Raw genomic sequence first — 19680 nt, 5'->3', positions numbered from 1 at the left:
TGACAGGAAAATAAGCAGCCAATACATAATATTATAGAAAATATTTTCATCATTATAATTTTAAACTCACCTTCTTGCCCGATTTTACCGCTGCATAAATACCATCGATAATTTTCAGGTCTTTCAATGCTTCTTCACCATCAACAGGTAGTATTGGTTGTTTGCCCTCCAAAATAATAGCGGCCATCTCATCCATCTGTACAGTTTGATGCGTTCTATGTTCCTGCGTCAATTCTCCTTTATTCGTTCTTCCTTTGATAGGGCCGTAACCCGTGGAGGGTTGCATTTCTGCAAAACCCTTTTCAGCATTTAAATAAAAACGGTCCAGTCCGTTCATCATATAAGTAGATAAACAGGAGGCAACTGCTCCACCCGGGAATCCTAACTGAAATTGAATGGTTTCATCAACACCATCCTTAAATTTTACCGGGTCGGTTTTGGTTTCCTGAGCGGTTACCCAAACCGGTTCTTCACCCACCATATAACGGGAACCATTAACTGCATATATGCCAATATCCATCATAGAGCCACCACCGGCAAGCTCTTTGTTCAACCGCCATTGCGTGGGGTCGCCAATTCTGAAACCACATAGTCCCTGGAAGAATAATACCTTCCCCATGTCACCTGCATTTCTCATACGTATCACTTCTAATGTTTTGGGTTCAAAATGCATACGGTAGCCCACCAATAATTGTACATTGGCTTTTTTGCAGGCAGCAATCATTGCTTCACCTTCTTTGGCATTTAATGCCATAGGTTTTTCGCAGATAACATGTTTGCCTGCTTTGGCAACCCGAATGGCCTGGTCCTTGTGTAATGCATTGGGGGTGATAATATACACTGCATCAATATCGGGATTATCTTTTATGGCATCAAAGTTTTCATAATTATAGCAATTCTTCTCCGGGATAGTATACTTGCTTTGCCAGGCAGTTAATTTAGATGGCGTACCACTGATAGCACCCACTAATTTTACTTTGGTGCATGACTGTATAGCATCAGCTACACGGGTGCCATAGCTGCCAAGGCCCATGATGGCCACACGCAATATAGGGCCATCATAAAAAATATGATTCATGTCTTTTTCAATACCTGCATAACTCTTTGCAGATAATAAGGGCAATGCAATAAAGGAAGCGGTGAGTTTTTGTAAAAAATTGCGACGTGAATTTTTCATAACAAAAGTTTAAAGTAAGGTTGATAATTTATTTAACTGAATATCCTGTCATGCGAACGCTTCTCATTCCATTGCGGTGTAGGTTCAAAATAGGTTTTGTCTGATGGATGCAAATGTTGTTTTACAACTTCATCATTCAGCTCAATGCCTAAGCCCGGTGCTGATAAAGGAAGATTAGCAAAACCTTTGGTGATCAGTTTTCTGCCATCAGTTGTCTTCACTAAACTTTCCCACCATTCCAGGTCGATGGAATGATGTTCCAACGCTAAAAAGTTTTGCGTTGCGGCCGCACAATGTACATTGGCCATAAACGAAACCGGCGTGCCTGCCTGGTGCATTGCCATGGCTATGCCATGTTCCTCTGCATAATCGCCAATTCTTTTTGTCTCTAACAATCCTCCTGATGAAGCAAGGTCGGGATGAATAATATCCACCGCATGAATATCTATAAGCGGTTTAAAGTTTTTCAATAAATAAATATCTTCTCCTGTAAGCAACGGCGTTTCCAAAGCATCCGACATCATTTTCCATTGGTCTGTTAACTCCCAGGATACGATATCCTCCAGCCATGCCAGCCTGTATTTTTCAACAGCCTTACCTAAACGTATACCATTGTTCATATCAAAATGTCCGTAGTGATCAGTAGACAATGGAATGTCATAGCCTAACATGCCCCTTACAGTATCTACCAGTTTGGCTAATTCATCCAGGCCCTTATCGGTGATTTGTATTTGTGTAAAAGGATGTTGTGTATTACCGTAAGACATATAATTACTCTGGTCTCCCCATTGAGCCAGGTCTCCTTTTGCATTCTGCCAGAATTTATCATTCACCAATGCTCCGGGTATGCCTTTTAATTCACCAATGCCAAGATCCATCTTTAACCACGTGTATCCCTGCTCGTTAATACGATAATTCATTAATTTTTTTTGCTCTTCCGGCGATCCTGCTTCCGGGGTATCAGCATACAATCTTATTTTATCACGATAGCGGCCACCTAATAATTGCCAGCAGGGTACATTGTATGCTTTACCAACAATATCCCACAGCGCCATCTCCACACCACACACGCCACCGGCCTGGCGGCTTTGTCCGCCAAACTGTTTTATCGATTTAAATACCTGTTCCACATTGCAGGGATTTTGTCCCAGCAAACGGCTCTTCAGCATTAAAGCATAGCGTTCATCAGCACCATCCCTTACTTCGCCCAAACCATAAATGCCCTGGTTGGTATCAATACGGATGATGGAAGTACGGCCAAGCACTGTTGTGGTAGCATAACGCAGGTCTGTTATTTTTAATTCCGACGGACTTGAAAAACGGCTTACCTTTTGTGTGCTTTGTGCAATCAATTCTTCAATTGGCGCAAATGCAAAAGCCCCTCCGAATGCAATACCGCCTAACATTGATTTTTTTAAAAAAGAACGGCGATGATTTTCCTGTTCCTGTTCAACAGGAGCAACTGGTTCTTCTGTTATATCCTGGTCTTTTAAACCTAATTTTTGTAAATATTTTTGTGATGGTGTCATAATTGTAATTTTTTATTGTAGAAAAATAAAAATCTTAAAATCTATAAAAGAGCGCTAAACCTCTAAACCCTAAACCTCTAAACCCCTAAACCCCTAAACCCTAAACCCCTAAACCTCTACCATGTCCTATCCTTCATATACTGATCTAACTCCGCTCTTGTCATTGGTAATTTGCCGGGATTATCATCCAGCCACTTCAAAAAATCTTTTTTTATCTCATCAGTCCACTGCGTATCGATCTGCCCCGGTGTATATTTTTGTTCACGTAAACGCTGGTGGCCAAAGGCATCTTTCAATGCAATAAACTCTGCATTCAATACTACTTCTTCTACCAGGTAAGCCGGTATAAAAACCACGCCGCCTTTTTTTGCCAGGGCCACATCACCCGGTAATACAGTGGCTCTTCCTATCCGTATCGGTACATTAATGCCACCTAACATCATCTGTTGTATATAAGAAGGATCGTAACCTTTTGTCCATGCATTAAATCCTTTTATTTCATCCAGTCCTTCTATATCTCTTACCGAACCATAAAAGATAACACCCCGTAATGATTTAGCGTAAATGGAATTGCCGAGATTATCACCGATCAATGTACCGTCAATAATTTTTCCATAACTATCCGCCACATAAATATCACCGTTCTTCAACACATCAATGGGCCACGAATTGGTAGCACCAATACGTCCCTCTGCTTTGCCTTTTTCTTTGATGATCTTATCAACGTCAGGCCGTAAAGGAAGATACTGCGCCGTTACTACTCTTCCCGTCATTACAGAATCAGGATGTTCAACCATCCAATCGCCTTCAAACTGGTTTTGAAAACCTTTGTTACGTAATATGCCCCAGGCTTCTTCCAGGTGTACAGATTTCAATCGTTCCAGCCACTTGTCTGCTACTTTTGGTCTGCCATCTGCAAAGCGCTCTCCTTTCCAATCGGGTGTATAGGCTTTTATCTGGTCGGGAGTAAGTGTAACCTGTTGCGCTGTTATGATTGATGAATAGCATAACAACAGGTAAAAAAGAAAATTAAATTTTTTCATGTTGCAAGTGTTTTGATGAGTGTAGCTTTTTTATTTAAACATTTTTCTGTTGTAAGTTGGCAATGGCCTCAAACTCCGCATTAAACTTTGTACTTAATTTTTCAAATACATCCACATATTTTTTATAGATGGCATTGTGTTGCCGGTTGGGTTTAAAAGTTGCAGAGAACTCAACACTTCTTGCTGCATCATCCAAGCTTTTGTAAATGCCCATGCCGGTGGCACTCAATAAAAATGCACCTAAGCCTACACTGCTTTTATTGTTACTTATTCCAACTGGTTTGTTGAAAATATCTGCTATCAGCTGACTGCAGAAGGGAATGCTGGCAAAACTGCCATTTACTGAAAGGCTTTTAATACTCCGGTGCTCTTCTAATGTTTTTCCAATGCTGTACATTTCATACAAAATACCTTCAATAGTGGCCCTCGTAAAATGTTTTTGTTCATGATTAATATTCAATCCAAAATAAACACCTCTTGCATTCGCATTCCAGATCGGTGCTCTTTCGCCCAGCAAATACGGCAGAAATAATAAGCCGTCAGAACCCACTGCTACTTTTGATGCATCATTGATTAATTCTTCCATGCAGTTTTCAATATCGTAGGCATATTTAAAATCGCCAAACTGTTTGGCAAACCATTCAAAAATTACGCCGCCGTTATTAGTGGGCCCGCCGCTTACATAATAATCTTCTGTCAAAACATAATTAAAAAATCGTTGCTGCTCATCTTTTAAAATTTCTTTTCCTACCACTCTCATCGCACCACTGTCTTCTATCGTTATGGTGGCTTTTCCTTCACCCCAGACACCGGCGCCTAATGTGGCCATACAACCATCACTTGAACCGGTGATTATTTTTATGTCAGCAGAAAGGCCTAACGATGTCTGGTATTCCTTACGCAGTTTACCTGCCGGATGAAAAACAGAAACCAGCCCGGGTAATTTATTTACGGTAATGCCTGCATAGTCCAACGCATCAGCATCCCATTTCAGTTTATGAATATTAAATAAACCTGTGGCAGAGGCCAGGCTGTAATCAATAATATATTCACCCGTTAATTGCTGAATGATATAGGATTTAATAGAAAGAAATTTTGAGGTTTGCTTAAACCTTTCCTTATCCTTATTCTTCATCCAGGTAATTTTTACCAATGGCGACATAGGATGAATAGGTGTACCGGTGGCTTTATAAATCGTTTTTCCCAATGCACTATTCTTTAATGCTATTGCTTCATTCTTGCCGCGGTTATCTGCCCAGTTAATTACATTGCCCAATGGTGCTCCGTTTTTATCAATGGCTAATACGCTATGCATGGCCGCACTAAAGCAAATGGTATGCACTTTATATTTAGCTGCATGCACTGTTTCATTCAAAAAATTCTTCAGCACATATAGCATTGTAATAAATAATTGCTCCGGGTCCTGTTCGCTGTAATCGGGTTCGGGATGAAAAGTGGGGTAGGCGCCTTTTGCAGAGCCGATGATATGGCCATTTAAATCAAACGCAAAAACCCTTACTGCGTTGGTGCCCAGTTCAATTGTGATCACACAATCTTTTTTGGCGGAATTAGTCTTGCTCATTTGAAATATTTTTTTTTCTGAAATCGCTGGGCGTATAACCCGTTAATTTTTTAAAGGTGGTTGAAAAATGTTGGGATGAATAGAAGCCGGTATCTAAAGCAATATCTGTTACACTCAGATCATTCTGTTTTAATAATTTAATGGCTTCTGATATGCGTATCGTAATTAAATAATTTAAAGGCGAAAAACCGGAATAGCTTTTTACTTTTTCAGTAAACGTGGTAGTGCCCAACCCCACCATCGCGGCCATTTCTTCTACCGACCAGTTATGCGATAAATTCTGCCGCAAGGCATTCTCCAGGTTCATGAACGATTGCGGAAAATCCCTGTGGGTATTATTTTGTAACGTGAGTTTACGGGCAATTAAAATAAATAATTCATCCAGTAGCTGGTTCACTCTGGTGCTGTAACCAATTTGCTGATTGAATATTTCATCATGTATCTCATTCAATATTCTTCCGGCTTCTTTTATACGGGAAAGAACAGGTGTATTGCAAAGCCTTAATATTTTTCCAATAGCCAGTATTTCATTTTTAGGCAGGCTGCTCCATTTGCCAAACATGATCCTGTCTGCAGGTTCAGCTTTATTCACTTCAATATATAACCAGCAGAGTTTACCAATGTCAAGCACACCTTTTTGCCCGCCGAATTTATGGCCGGGTTGTATCAGCACCAGATCGCCGGGGTATAAAATATGATGATGATCGTTGATGGTCCATTCAAATTTTCCCTCTAATACATAGTAAATACGAATGCTGTTGGTAGAAGCTTCTGTAAAAGAATTTAATTGTATCGTATTGTTTCGCCTGATGGCAAATTCAATTACGTGCGCAAAAGGATACAGTTCTTTCGAATTCCCTTGTTGTAGAAAAAACTGGTTCATGCAATCGTTATTAAGAATTCTAAAATACAGCTATTATTGGTACAATATAGTCTGTGCTGCCGATAATGTCAACTTTCCTTCCACATAATTTGTTCAAAAACCAACGGCGTTTTTTATTGGAAGTTTTTTAGTTTTTTTTAACTCTATTTTGTAAGCTGTTAGAATGCTGTCCTAAAAATTTTTAACCAAATAACTTGCTATCATGAACAAACTATTGGACCCGGCAATGCTGCCGGTTTTGCGTAAAATGCTATTTACGTTTTCTTTTCTCTTATTTTTTTCACTATTGGCTAAGGCACAAACTGTAACAGGAAAAGTTACCGATGCAGACGGAAAGCCACTCAACGGAATTACGGTTTTAGTAAAAGGAACATCTACCGGTGTATCTACAACGGCATCCGGCCAGTACAGTATTACAGCAGGTTCTAACGCTGTATTGGTATTTAGTTCTGTTGGATTTATTAAACAGGAAATTAAGGTGTCTGGCAAAAATGTTATTGATGTAACCCTTGCCGCCGATAACCGTAACCTGAATGAAGTAGTGGTAACTGCCTTAGGTATCAGTAAACAATCAAGAGGGCTTGGTTATGCTACTTCAAATATCAAGGCCGAAGAACTAACGATTAACAGAACCGCAAATCCCATCAATGCGCTGCAGGGAAAAATTGCCGGTGTTAATATATCAAGCTTAGGCACAGGCCCCGGCGGTTCATCCAAGATCCGTATCCGTGGCCAGTCTTCTATATCCGGACAAAACAATCCTTTGATCGTGATCAATGGTGTACCTGTAGATAATACCAACTTTAATGATAATGCGATTTCGGTAAAGGGCGGTGGTGTATTTGCAGATGGCGGTGATGGTTTGTCCAGCATTAATCCTGATGATGTGGAAAACATGACCGTTTTAAAAGGTGCTGCTGCTGCGGCGTTATATGGCTCACGTGCAAAAGATGGTGTAATAATGATCACCACAAAAACTAAAGGTAAGGGCAAAGGTATTGGCGTAACCTACAACCTTAACTATACTAATGAAACACCTCTGGATTATACCGATTATCAAACCGAATACGGACAGGGAGAAAACGGGGTGCGGCCAACTACGGTAAATCCAACTTCAGGGCAATGGTCCTTTGGAGAAAAAATTGTGCCGGGGATGACGCAAACATTATTCAACACCACAAATATTCCTTATGTAGCTCAGGGCAGCCGTATAAAGGAATTTTACAGGCACGGACAGAATGTAACTAATACGGTTACACTAAGTACCGGTGGCGAAAAAGGCGGTTTATATCTTTCTTTGGTTAATACCGATAACAAAGGTATTGTGCCTAACAATAAATTCAACCGCAAAGGCCTTAACCTTGGTTTCAGTTATAATTTAACTGATAAATTCAGCTTTACAGGAAATGTGAATTATACCAATGAAAAAAATACCAATCCGCCTAATATTGCCAACCAGGATAATTCAATCCCGACTACATTAATGGGTATGGCCAATACCATGCCGTTAAGCGTACTTAACGATAATAAGTATAACCCGGCAACAGGCAATGAATACATCTATTCAAGATTTATGAATCGTACCAACCCTTACTGGGTTTTGGCAGAGCAATTCCATAATATAAAAAGAGACCGCATCTTCGGTAATCTTTCAATGAAATATAATTTACTGTCTTGGCTTTTTGTACAGGGACGCTTTGGGCAGGATTATTCCAGTCGTGATGAAGACGTGAATAATTTTCCTACCGGGCAGGCCTCAAGGCCATTGGTTACAGGTTTTGCCAATGGTATCTATACACAGGAATCCCGTCGTTTCAGGGAAACCAATCTGGATTTCCTGATCAGCGCCAATAAAAAATTCGGCGACTTTGATGGTACACTTACTGCAGGCGGAAACCAGATGCGCAGAACACTGGATATAAACAATGTACAGGTAACCGACTTTTTTGTAAGAGGCCTTTACTCTGTACAAAACGGCAGGGCAAAAGATCCGGTGTATACATTAATTGAACAAGGCGTAAATTCTTTATACGGTTCAGCCGAAGTATCATGGAAAAAAACCTTGTATTTAAATGGTACGGTAAGAAACGACTGGTTCTCTACCTTATCTGCTAATAACAGGAGCATTGTATATCCTTCGGTATCGGGCTCTTATGTTTTTTCTGAAAACCTGGCTAAACAATCCTGGCTAAATTTTGGTAAACTAAGAGTGGGTTATGCAGAAGTAGGTAGCGATGGAGATGTGGCACCATATTCCGGGCAATTATTTTATGCTGTAAATGCTAACTTAATTAACAACCCTTCTGGTGTATCCGTTCCCGTTGCCAATAGCGGCACTTCAATACCTAATCCTAATTTAAAGCCAAGCAGGGTTTCAGAAACAGAAGTAGGGCTGGAATTAAAAATGTTTAAAAGCAGGGTGAATGTGGATGTGGCAGTATATAAAAAAATCACCAGGGACCAGATCGTTCAGGTGCAGGTATCTGATGCATCAGGATTTTTAAATACTCGTATCAATAGCGGCGAAAGCAGCAACAAGGGTTTTGAAGCCATGTTAACACTTATCCCTGTTCAGAAAAAAGATTTCAGCTGGCAGTTCACGGCTAATACTTCTTACAACATAACAAAAGTATTAAGCATTATCACCAATACTCCCGGCGAAAGAATTACTATCGGCACACACGTATTTAACGGAGAAGTAAGGCATGTGGTAGGCGAAGAAATGGGGCAGATCGCAGGTTATGGTTATGCAACAGATCCTACAAAAGGTAACCAGAGAATATTCCAGGCTAACGGGCTACCGCTGCGTACAGCAAACCTTGTATTATTCGGAAGCGCATTACCAAAATGGACAGGCGGTTTCCTGAACTCTTTCAATTATAAAGGCATTACCCTTTCTGTGTTTATTGATTACAAACTGGGTAATAAAATGTTATCAGGTACCAACTTTAATGCAATACGTGAAGGCTTGCATAAAATGACATTGGAAGGAAGAATAAGTGGTGTGGTTGGTCAGGGTGTAAATCAAAGTGGCGGTACCAACACCGTAGTTGCACCGGTGCAAACCTATTGGGAGCATTTGCGCTCACAACAAATTATAGAACCTGTTATTTATAATGGCGGCTATTGGAAACTGCGCCAGGTAAGTATTGGTTACGATTTCACTAAATACATTCCGGCAAAATTACCTTTCAAAGCTGTAAGGCTCGATCTTGTTGCCAACAATGTACTGATCATCAAAAAATGGGTGGATAATATCGATCCCGAAACTTTTGGATTTGGTTCCGATAACCAGGTGGGCCTTGAATCTCCGGGTTTACCAACAACAAGAGGCATTGGATTGAATTTAAATATCAAATTTTAAAACTAGTAATTATGAAAAAAATATTTGTCTATAGTTTATTCATCAGTTTAGCGGTATTCGTTGGCTCCTGCGATAAGGGCCTTGAAGACCTGAATAAAAATAAAGTAAACCCAACAACAGTTGACCCTGTTTTCCTCCTGAACAATGCAGTTATTCAATCTTCTTATCCTGTAAAGGCCCTGGTTTTTGATATGGGAATTGTACAGCAAATGATTTCGCCCAACGGAGGTGTGTTGGCCGGCGCAAATTTTAACCAGGATAGCAGGGACGTAACCACGGCACCGATGTGGGCAGTGTATTATCAAAACGTAATAAAATATAATTACGATGTAATTGTAAATACAAAAAACCTTCCTGCAAGAAGTAATTTGTATAATATGGCAAGGATATTCCAGGCCTTTTCATTTATGGTACTTACCGATGAGTACGGAGATATTCCTTACACAGATGCCGGTACTGGTTATTCCAACCAGGTATTGTTACCAAAATACGATGCCCAGCAAACTATCTATCCCAAACTTATACAGGAATTAACGGAGGCTACTGCTGCATTAAATGCCGGTGGTACAATCGAAAGTTCTGATGTGTTGTACAGCGGTGATATAGCCAAGTGGAAAAAGTTCGGTTATTCATTACTGTTAAGGGCTGGTATGAGATTAAGTAAAGCAGATGCCGCCAAAGCCCAAACTGCCGTAGCGGCAGCTTTTGCAGGTGGTGTGATATTGAGCAATGCTGATAATGCCTATATACGCCACGATGCCAATTACAACCAACCCATCGGCGGTACATTAAATGGCAGCGAGGCAGCAAACTTTTATTTGGCCAAACCTTTTGTTGACCAGTTAAAAAATACCAGCGATCCTAGGCTTTCGGCTATTGCTATACGTTATGTGGGGGCAACTTCGGGCAATGGGCAAACTGTTGCCGCAGGTTCAACCAATGCTGCACAGCAAATAGGCATGCCTATGGGGAAAGATAACGGTACTATTGTAGCGCAGGCTGCAGCAGATGGCCTGGCCTCATTTTACGATTACAGCCAGGCAGACAGGAGAAGGATTGTAAAAACAACATCACCGGTGTTTTTGGTTACTGCTGCGCAAACCAATTTGTTATTGGCCGAAGCAAGGTTCAGGGGGTGGATCACTACCGGTACTGCAGCACAATATTTTTCTGATGGCATAAAAGCACATATGGACCAGATGGCAACTTACGATGCTGGATGTGCTATTGCTGCAGGGGCAAGAGATACTTATGTTGCCGCAAATCCATTGGGGGCAGGTACAGAATTGAACCAGATCAATACACAATACTGGATCGCTTCCTTCTTAAATGGCCCCGAAGCATTTGCTAATTTCAGAAGAAGCGGATTTCCTGCTTTAACACCCAATCCTTACGGACAACCTAATAATCCTGATGTGCCTAACGGTACATTCATCAGGAGGCTAACTTATCCCACCAGTGAATTATCTGTAAATACAACAAATGTAAATGCTGCAATTGCTGCTCAGGGACCGGATAAGCTAAGCACCAGGGTATGGTGGGACAAATAGGTAATTCAATTTGAAAGCAGATTTCGATTTTCATATAGCAAGACCTTTTGTTTCTACATCGGGTCTTTTATTTATTTCACTGGTCAATCTATAAATGGTGCAGCTTAAAGGCTACATTGATTTATATTTACAATACTGGAAAAAGAATGGTAATACCACAATAAAAATAAGCTCACACCCTGTAAAAGCAAATAATAGTGCAGGCAGAACAACGGGATTAAATCAGTAAACATGAAACAGAAATTACGCAGCCACGATTGGTTTGGCAAAAAAGATAAAGACGGTATTATTTACAGAAGCTGGATGAAGAACCAGGGAATGCCCACTGATATGTTTGATGGCAGGCCCGTGATCGGTATCTGCAATACCTTCAGCGAACTTACACCCTGTAATGCACATTTCAGAGACCACGCAGAAGCAGTGAAAAGAGGTGTGCTGGAAGCCGGTGGTTTCCCGGTTGAATTTCCTATCATGAGCCTGGGAGAAACACTGTTAAAACCAACCGCCATGCTCTTCAGAAATCTGGCCAGCATGGATGCAGAAGAATCTATCCGTGGCAATCCAATTGATGGCGTGGTATTACTTACAGGTTGCGATAAAACAACACCATCAACCGTGATGGGGGCATCGAGCGTGGGCCTGCCAACCATTGTTGTTCCCGGCGGGCCAATGCTCAATGGAAAATATAAAGGACAGGACATTGGCAGCGGCACACATGTTTGGAAGTTTGATGAAGATATGAAAACCGGAAAGATGACGCAGGAAGATTGTGAGTTTGCAGAAAGTTGTATGAGTCGCAGTATTGGCCATTGTATGACGATGGGCACAGCAAGTACCATGGCTGTGATGGTAGAATCTTTGGGATTAACCTTAAGCGGTGCATCAGCAATACCTGCAGCCGATAGCAGGAAAAAAGTAATGGCGCAATTAAGCGGCAGAAGAATTGTGGATATGGTAAGGGAAAATTTAACCATCGATAAAATTCTTACCAAAGAAGCATTTGAAAATGCCATTAAAGTAAATGCTGCTGTTGGCGGTTCTTCTAATTTTATTATCCACCTTAGTGCCATTGCAGGAAGAATCGGGGTAGAATTGAAACTGGAAGACTTTGATACACTCGGTAGTAAAATTCCATTACTGCTTAACCTGATGCCTTCAGGAAAATACCTGATGGAAGATTTTTACTATGCCGGTGGTTTACCCGTGATATTAAATGAACTGAAAGATCACCTGCATAAAAATGTAATTACTGTTACAGGAAAAAATCATGAAGAGAATATTAAAGGAAATACCGAATGTTATAATGAAGATGTAATTGCAAAATATAATGCCCCTATACAAACAGAAGCAGGCTGTGTAGTGGTAAAAGGAAATCTGGCACTTAATGGTGCAGTAATGAAACCATCTGCAGCCACACCGGCATTATTAAAACACCGTGGCCGTGCAGTGGTGTTTGAAAGTATAGAAGATTACAATAAAAGAATTGACGATCCTGATTTAGATATTGATGAAACCTGTGTAATGGTATTAAAATATGTCGGCCCGGTAGGTTATCCCGGTATGCCCGAAGTAGGCAATATGGCGCTGCCAAAAAAATTATTGCAGCAGGGCATTAAAGATATGGTGCGTATCAGTGATGGCAGAATGAGTGGTACCGCTTACGGCACTGCAGTATTGCATGTATCTCCCGAATCGGCCATTGGCGGTAACCTGGCATTGGTACAAAATGGCGATATGATTGAACTGGATGTGGAGCAACGTAAATTACATTTAGATGTAAGCGACGAAGAATTACAAAAAAGAAGGGCCGCATGGGTGGCTCCTGAAATTGCAGCAGACAGAGGGTATGTAAATCTTTATGTAAAACATGTGCAGGGGGCCGACAAAGGTGCCGACCTCGATTTTTTAGTAGGCAATTCAGGATCTGTTGTTACAAGAGATTCTCATTAGAAAACGACTATATGAAAAAAATAATGCTGCCTGTGCTTGGTGTGGTACTGTTTTGTTATCAGTCAGTGGCACAAAACAAATTCATTGGCAATGTAGAACGTATTGATCCTGCACTGGATGCTGTTATTATGCCCGGGGCTAAAGCAGAAATAATTGCAGAAGGATTTAAATGGAGCGAAGGCCCTTTATGGGTAGAAAAAATTAATGCACTTATCTTTTCTGATGTACCGGAAAATAAAATTTATAAATGGACAGCTGCAAAAGGAAAGGAACTATACCTCACACCTTCCGGCTATACTGATACCGTAAAGCGTGGCGGCGAAATGGGCAGTAATGGATTACTGCTAAACAATAAAGGACGGTTGGTTTTATGCCAGGATGGAAACCGGCAAATGGGAATAATGAATGCGCCGCTCGATAAACCTGCTCCCGATTTTATCACTATCGCCGCAACCTATAAAGGCAAACGCTTCAGTAGTCCTAATGATGCGGTATACAACAAAGCCGGCGAATTATTTTTTACCGATCCGCCTTATGGATTGGAAACCAAAAGTGATACCGATCCTAAAAAAGAAATCCCATTCAATGGTGTTTATAAAGTAAAGAAAAATGGCGAAGTGATTCTATTGGTGGATTCAATACCCAGGCCAAATGGTATTGCATTTTTACCGGGAGAAAAAAAACTTATCATCGCCTGCTCCGATTCAAAAAAACCAAACTGGTATGTGTATGATGTAAAGGGTGATGCACTAACCAATGGAAAAATATTTTACAGCAGTATTGGTTCGCCCAAAGGCGAAAGGGGAGCCCCCGATGGAATGAAAGTGGATAGCAAAGGAAATATATTCGCTTCCGGTCCCGGTGGTATATGGATATTTAACAGCCAGGCAAAATTATTAGGCAAATTACATTTAACCGAACAGGCATCTAACTGTGCTTTAAGTACTGATGAAAAAATTTTGTACATTACCAATAATATGCAGGTACTGAAATTTAAAATGAGAGATTAAAAAAATAACAATGAAATTGTACAACACAAAGCAGGGAATAGTAATTAATAAAGACATTTTTTTTTATTTGGTGAAAGACGAAAACTGGGAGTCATTTATTAATGATGATGAGCTCTTAAAAAAAATAGAAAACCTAACAACAACTTTATCACCCGCCACTAACGAATTAATAAATGAAACAATGGCACCTATAGGCAGCAACCAGGAATTATGGGCCTGCGGTGTAACCTATTTAAGAAGTAAAGTAGGTCGCCAGGAAGAATCAAAATCAAGCGGTGGTGCCGATTTTTATGCAAAAGTGTATGAAGCAGCAAGGCCCGAAGTATTTTTTAAATCCACGCCGCACCGCATTGTTGGTGATGGTGATAAAGTAAATATCCGCAAAGATTCTACATGGGATGTACCCGAACCTGAATTGACATTAGTAGTAACCTCATCAGGAAAAATCATTGGCTATACCATTGGCAATGATATGAGCAGCAGGAGTATTGAAGGCGAAAATCCTTTATACCTGCCGCAGGCAAAAACCTATGATGCCTGTGCCGCATTAGGGCCCTGTGTTTTTGTAACAGATCAGCCACTGGATAATAACACCATGATTGCGCTTGAAATAAAAAGAAACGGCACGATTGTTTTTAATGATACTATTGCCATCAGCCAGATGAAACGAACACCACAGGAACTAGTGGTCTATGTTTTTAAAGAATGTTCTTTCCCTTACGGTTGTTTGATCATGACGGGTACGGGCATTGTGCCCGGCAGCGATTTTACTTTGCAAAGCGGTGATCAGATCAGTATCGCAATAGATGGCATTGGTATGCTGGTAAATACAGTAAGATGATCAGCACTATTTTTTTAGTATCACATAATCACACTGCACATAAAACTTTACAATTACATTGAAGTATCTACAATATTTTTTAATTGCAGTGGCTGTATTTCTTTCTGCTTGCAGCCAATCAAAAATAGCAGGTAAAATCCCTGCATCCACGGGCATTTTAAAGGAAGTATATAAAGATGCATTTCTCATTGGAACGGCTGTTACCCCTGCTATAACTTCCGGCCAGGATAAAACCACGCAGGATATTGTCATCAAACATTTCAATTCCATTACAGTTGAAAACGTAATGAAAGCGGCATTGATAAATCCCCAACCAGGCATATATAATTTTGGCCCCGCAGATGATTATGTTGCATTTGGAGAAAAAAATAAAATGTTTATTATCGGGCATACATTGGTATGGCATAATCAATGCCCTGCCTGGTTTTTTACCAATGCTGCAGGTAAACCCAATACCAAAGAAGAGCAGATTGAAAGATTAAGGGATCATATAAAGACTGTTGCCGGCAGGTATGCTGGCCGTGTGCAGGCATGGGATGTGGTAAATGAAGTGATAGACAACGATGGCAGCTACCGGCCCACCACATGGGTAAATGCTTTTGGCAACGGAGACACACTGGTGAAATATGCTTTTAAGTTTGCTGCGGAATATGCTCCCGGTACAGAACTGTACTATAACGATTTTAATACCTGGCGCCCTGCAAAAAGAGAGGGCATTGTACGAATGATAAAAATGCTGCAGCAGGAAGGATTGCGTATAGACGGTATCGGTATGCAGGGGCATTGGGGGCTTAATTATCCTAAAACTGAATATATAGAAGATGCTATTGATGCCTATGCTGCCTGTGGCGTAAAAGTAATGATTACCGAACTGGATGTGGATGTATTGCCCTTGACCAAAGAAGGCCAGGTAATCGGTCAGGGTATGGCAGATAAGCAATTTCAGCTCGAAGAATTTAAAACTTTTCTTGATCCTTATCCCAACGGTCTTCCGGATAGTATGCAAACCTTACTGGCAAAAAGGTATGCCACATTTTTTTCAATATTTTATAAAAAGCGGGATAAAATTGCAAGGGTTACCCTTTGGGGAATACATGATGGTATGAGCTGGAAAAACGACTACCCCATACCCGGAAGAACGAATTACCCTTTACTATGGAACAGGCAGCGGCAACCTAAACCGGCATTCAATGCTGTGTTGGCGGTACCGGGAAAGAAAAAAATTAAATCATAGTGTACCTGCTATAATAACTATTACGGGTACACTTTTTAACGATTGTTTGCATGCAACTATTAATAATCTTATTGGCTATTATTGTACAGGTATTGCTTACGGTAAAAAAAGTAAGCCCTTTTATTTCCCTGCTCATCGTGTCTGTAATATCCGGGCTTGCACTGGGAATGAAGCCTGCAGACCTGCTTAAATCTATCGAAGCAGGTGTGGGTAGCACCATGGGCGGACTGGCGTTAATCATTTGCCTTGGTGCTATACTGGGAAAAATTCTGGAAGAAAGCGGCGCCGCAGAAAAGATTGCTGTAACACTCATTAAAGGTTTTGGAGAAAAAAATATCCAGTGGGCAGTTTTACTTACCGGTTTTCTTATCGGCATTCCTTTATATTACAATGCAGGTTTCGTTATCCTGGTGCCCCTGGTATTTATGCTGGCAAAAAAAACAGGGTTGCCATTATTATACATTGCTATACCAATGGCAGCATCATTAAGTACCACACATTGTTTTTTACCACCCCATCCGGGCCCCGTGGTTTTGGTAAATGCATTTAAAGCAGATCTTGGGAAAACTTTATTGTATGGTATTTGCATTGCCATTCCCGCCGTGATTGTTGCAGGGCCGTTTTTGGGAAGGCTGTTAAAAAAGATCAGCTCTTCAGATAAGGATCTTTATGGTACAGCAACCACCGCAGAAGTGAAGATATTGCCCAAGGCAGTTCCAAGTTTTTGTATTGCCCTGTTGCCCGTAATCCTGATCACACTGGCAGTAATTGCAGGAAATTTTTTGCCTGCCGGAAGTATATTACAACGTATATTATTATTCACCGGCGATTCTACCATTGCACTTTTATTATCGGTATTATTAGCCATTTATTATTTTGGTATAAGGATCGGCCGCAAAATGGAAGTGATGATGAAACTATTGGCAGATGCGGTATCCGGTATTGCCATGATATTACTCATCATCACTGCAGGAGGTGTTTTTAAACAGGTATTAATTGATAGCGGCACCGGAAATTATATTGCGTCATTCAGCAGTAAATGGCAAATGCCCCCCTTACTGTTTGGTTGGCTGGTAACTGCATTGCTGCGTGTAATGATCGGCTCTGCAACCGTTGCAGGCATTACAGCAGCGGGTGTGGTAACACCATTGGTTTTAAGTGGCGTGGTATCACCCGAGTTAATGGTGCTGGCAGTAGGGGCCGGTAGTGTTTTCGGTTCTCACATCAACGACTCCGGCTTCTGGATGTTCAAGGAATTTTTTAAACTTTCCCTTAAACAAACTTTTTTATCATGGTCGGTAATGGAGACCCTCATTTCAATTATTGGTTTAATAGGCGTGTTGCTATTGAATATGATTGTTTAAATATAAACTGTAGAAAATCATTCAGGTTGATTGTTACAACAACGCATAAAAAAATCCCCTCCGGAAACGGAGGGGATTTACAATTAAAAGCTTTTATAAATTATTCGCCTTTTGGTTCTTCTTTAGCTTCTGCTGCTGCATTATCAGCGGCATCGCTTTCCATTTTAGCTTTTAAATTAGCTAAAACACCTAAATCACCTAAAGTTGATTTTTCTACTTTGCTTTGAAGATTCTTAACTGCTTTCTTGGTTACTTCAGCATCAGCTTTTTTCTCTTTGATAACAGCTTGTTTTTCTTCTTCAATCACCTGCTCCCAGATACGGGCATGGCTTAACACGATACGTTTGTCGTTACGGTCAAACTCAATCACCATAAACTGCGCTGTTTCATCAGCACCAACGGTTTTACCATCTTCCTTAGCTAAGTGACGTGCAGGAGCAAATCCTTCTAATCCATAAGGCAACTGTACTACAGCACCTTTATCATCTTTTTTCACCACAGTTCCTTCGTGGATGCTTCCAACAGGGAAAGTTGTTTCCAAAGTGTTCCATGGATCTTCTTCAATTTGCTTATGTCCTAATTGCAATTTGCGGCCTTCCTTATCAATGTTCATAATGATCACATCAATGGTTTCACCCACTTTAGTATACTCATTAGGGTTATTGAAACGTTTTAACCAGCTTAAATCGCTGATGTGGATCATACCACCAATACCGGTAGATAATTCAACAAATACACCGTAAGGAGTGATGTTTTTAACCACACCTTTATGCCTGCTGTTTTCAGGGAAAACAGTTTCGATAGTGCTCCATGGATCTTCTGTCATTTGTTTGATAGAAAGACTCATTTTGCGGGTGTCTTTATCAAGGGTAACTACTTTTGCTTCGTATTCGTCACCTAATTTAAAGAACTCTTTTGCATTGATAGGAGTGTTAGCCCATGTAATTTCACTTACGTGTACCAAACCTTCCACACCAGGCATAATTTCCAAGAAAGCACCGTAGTCTTCAATGTTCACTACTTTACCTTTTACAATTTCACCTTCTTTCAACCCTTCAGATAAAGTATCCCACGGGTGAGGAGTCAATTGTTTTAAACCAAGGCTGATACGTTTTTTATCATCATCAAAATCAAGCACCACAACGTTCAGTTTCTGATCCATTTTCAATACTTCACTTGGGTGGTTGATACGTCCCCATGAAATATCAGTGATGTATAATAAACCGTCTAAGCCACCAAGGTCAAGGAATGCGCCAAAATCAGTGATGTTCTTGATCGTTCCTTCCAGTACCTGGCCTTTTTCCAGTTTACCCATAATTTCGGCACGTTGTGCTTCAATATCACTTTCAATAAGTGCTTTATGAGAAACAACAGCATTCTTAATGGCTTCATTGATTTTCACCACTTTAAATTCCATTGTTTTGTTTACAAACTGATCGTAATCTGTAACTGGTTTCACATCGATCTGAGATCCTGGTAAGAAAGTTTCCATACCAAATACATCAACGATAAGTCCACCTTTAGTTTTGCTGGTAACCAAACCGGTAACAATTTCTCCGGTTCTGTGTACTTCCATAATTCTTTCCCATGCCCTTGTAGTGCGTGCACTCTTACGGCTCAGGTGTAAATTACCTTCCCTGTCTTCTTTTTCCACTACCATTACTTCAATCACATCACCCACCTTTACACCACCTGGTACATCACGGAATTCGTTTAAGGAAATTAAACCGTCACTTTTAAAACCAATGTTTACAACAGCATCAGTTTTGGTTAATGATTCTACAGTCGCCTGTATCATTTCACCATCATTGATTTGTTTAAACGTGTTGTCGTAAACAGTATCATACTTTGCTTTTTCAGTAGCAGAATAGCTGGTTACATTTCTTTTGTCTACGCTCCAGTCAAAATCGTCATGAGCGGTAGCAACGGTTTCGGCAACCGGTGCTGCAACAGGCACGTTTGTTATCGCAGCAGTTTCAGCAGCATCAGCCGCTGACCCTTCCTGTGCATCTGCGTTTAATTGTTTAATAATATTGAAAGACATAAAATTACCCCGGGTTTTTAAACGGGACGGCAAAGTTACTAAAATATGGCCGATTTCTGTAGTATAAAATGCCCCTTTTTCAGAATCATAAAACCTGCAAAACCAGCAG

General features: G+C 40.6%; 13 protein-coding genes. 7 read left to right on the top strand and 6 right to left on the bottom strand.

Annotated elements, in window-relative coordinates; translation table 11 throughout:
• Window positions 1–52: 52 nt before the first annotated feature.
• The 5 genes from ACYVM0_RS21065 to ACYVM0_RS21045 all read right to left on the bottom strand — a co-directional run bounded on the left by ACYVM0_RS21065 (window position 53) and on the right by ACYVM0_RS21045 (window position 6214).
• Entirely contained in the window at window positions 53–1177 is a 1125-nt protein-coding gene (locus ACYVM0_RS21065; protein WP_460560381.1) for a Gfo/Idh/MocA family protein, read from the bottom strand.
• Between the two features lie 32 nt (window positions 1178–1209).
• On the bottom strand, window positions 1210–2706 hold the full coding sequence (locus ACYVM0_RS21060) for a mandelate racemase/muconate lactonizing enzyme family protein (protein ID WP_460560379.1): 1497 nt from the start codon (window positions 2704–2706) through the stop codon (window positions 1210–1212).
• Between the two features lie 116 nt (window positions 2707–2822).
• Window positions 2823–3749, bottom strand: a complete 927-nt coding sequence (locus ACYVM0_RS21055) for an RraA family protein (RefSeq protein WP_460560377.1) — start codon at window positions 3747–3749, stop codon at window positions 2823–2825.
• 34 nt (window positions 3750–3783) lie between these two features.
• Window positions 3784–5331, bottom strand: coding sequence for a gluconokinase (locus tag ACYVM0_RS21050; protein ID WP_460560375.1), 1548 nt, complete (start codon window positions 5329–5331; stop codon window positions 3784–3786).
• The gene (locus tag ACYVM0_RS21045) at window positions 5318–6214 is read right to left on the bottom strand and encodes a helix-turn-helix domain-containing protein (RefSeq protein WP_460560373.1); all 897 of its coding nucleotides are present in this window, start codon (window positions 6212–6214) and stop codon (window positions 5318–5320) included. Before ACYVM0_RS21045 ends, ACYVM0_RS21050 begins: the two co-directional genes overlap by 14 nt.
• A gap of 202 nt (window positions 6215–6416) precedes the next feature.
• Between ACYVM0_RS21045 and ACYVM0_RS21040 the strand changes: the two genes are divergently transcribed.
• The 7 genes from ACYVM0_RS21040 to ACYVM0_RS21010 all read left to right on the top strand — a co-directional run bounded on the left by ACYVM0_RS21040 (window position 6417) and on the right by ACYVM0_RS21010 (window position 17527).
• The gene (locus tag ACYVM0_RS21040) at window positions 6417–9578 is read left to right on the top strand and encodes a SusC/RagA family TonB-linked outer membrane protein (RefSeq protein ID WP_460560371.1); all 3162 of its coding nucleotides are present in this window, start codon (window positions 6417–6419) and stop codon (window positions 9576–9578) included.
• An 11-nt stretch (window positions 9579–9589) separates the two neighbouring features.
• Entirely contained in the window at window positions 9590–11128 is a 1539-nt protein-coding gene (locus tag ACYVM0_RS21035; RefSeq protein WP_460560369.1) for a RagB/SusD family nutrient uptake outer membrane protein, read from the top strand.
• A gap of 231 nt (window positions 11129–11359) precedes the next feature.
• Entirely contained in the window at window positions 11360–13078 is a 1719-nt protein-coding gene (locus tag ACYVM0_RS21030) for an IlvD/Edd family dehydratase (RefSeq protein ID WP_460560367.1), read from the top strand.
• An 11-nt stretch (window positions 13079–13089) separates the two neighbouring features.
• Window positions 13090–14088: an SMP-30/gluconolactonase/LRE family protein gene (locus ACYVM0_RS21025; protein ID WP_460560365.1), complete on the top strand. Its 999-nt coding sequence runs from the start codon at window positions 13090–13092 to the stop codon at window positions 14086–14088.
• A 10-nt stretch (window positions 14089–14098) separates the two neighbouring features.
• Complete coding sequence (locus ACYVM0_RS21020; protein WP_460560363.1) at window positions 14099–14929, top strand: fumarylacetoacetate hydrolase family protein; 831 nt, start codon at window positions 14099–14101, stop codon at window positions 14927–14929.
• Between the two features lie 58 nt (window positions 14930–14987).
• On the top strand, window positions 14988–16163 hold the full coding sequence (locus ACYVM0_RS21015) for an endo-1,4-beta-xylanase (RefSeq protein WP_460560361.1): 1176 nt from the start codon (window positions 14988–14990) through the stop codon (window positions 16161–16163).
• Window positions 16164–16213: 50 nt separating this feature from the next.
• Entirely contained in the window at window positions 16214–17527 is a 1314-nt protein-coding gene (locus tag ACYVM0_RS21010) for a GntP family permease (protein ID WP_460560359.1), read from the top strand.
• 100 nt (window positions 17528–17627) lie between these two features.
• Here the strand turns inward: ACYVM0_RS21010 and rpsA are convergent, their stop codons facing one another.
• Window positions 17628–19571, bottom strand: coding sequence for a 30S ribosomal protein S1 (rpsA, locus tag ACYVM0_RS21005; protein ID WP_460560357.1), 1944 nt, complete (start codon window positions 19569–19571; stop codon window positions 17628–17630).
• Window positions 19572–19680: the final 109 nt, after the last annotated feature.

This window comes from Ferruginibacter profundus (assembly GCF_054783275.1).
Note: the sequence above shows the minus strand (reverse complement) of the source record. Positions and strands in the feature narration are given on the sequence as shown.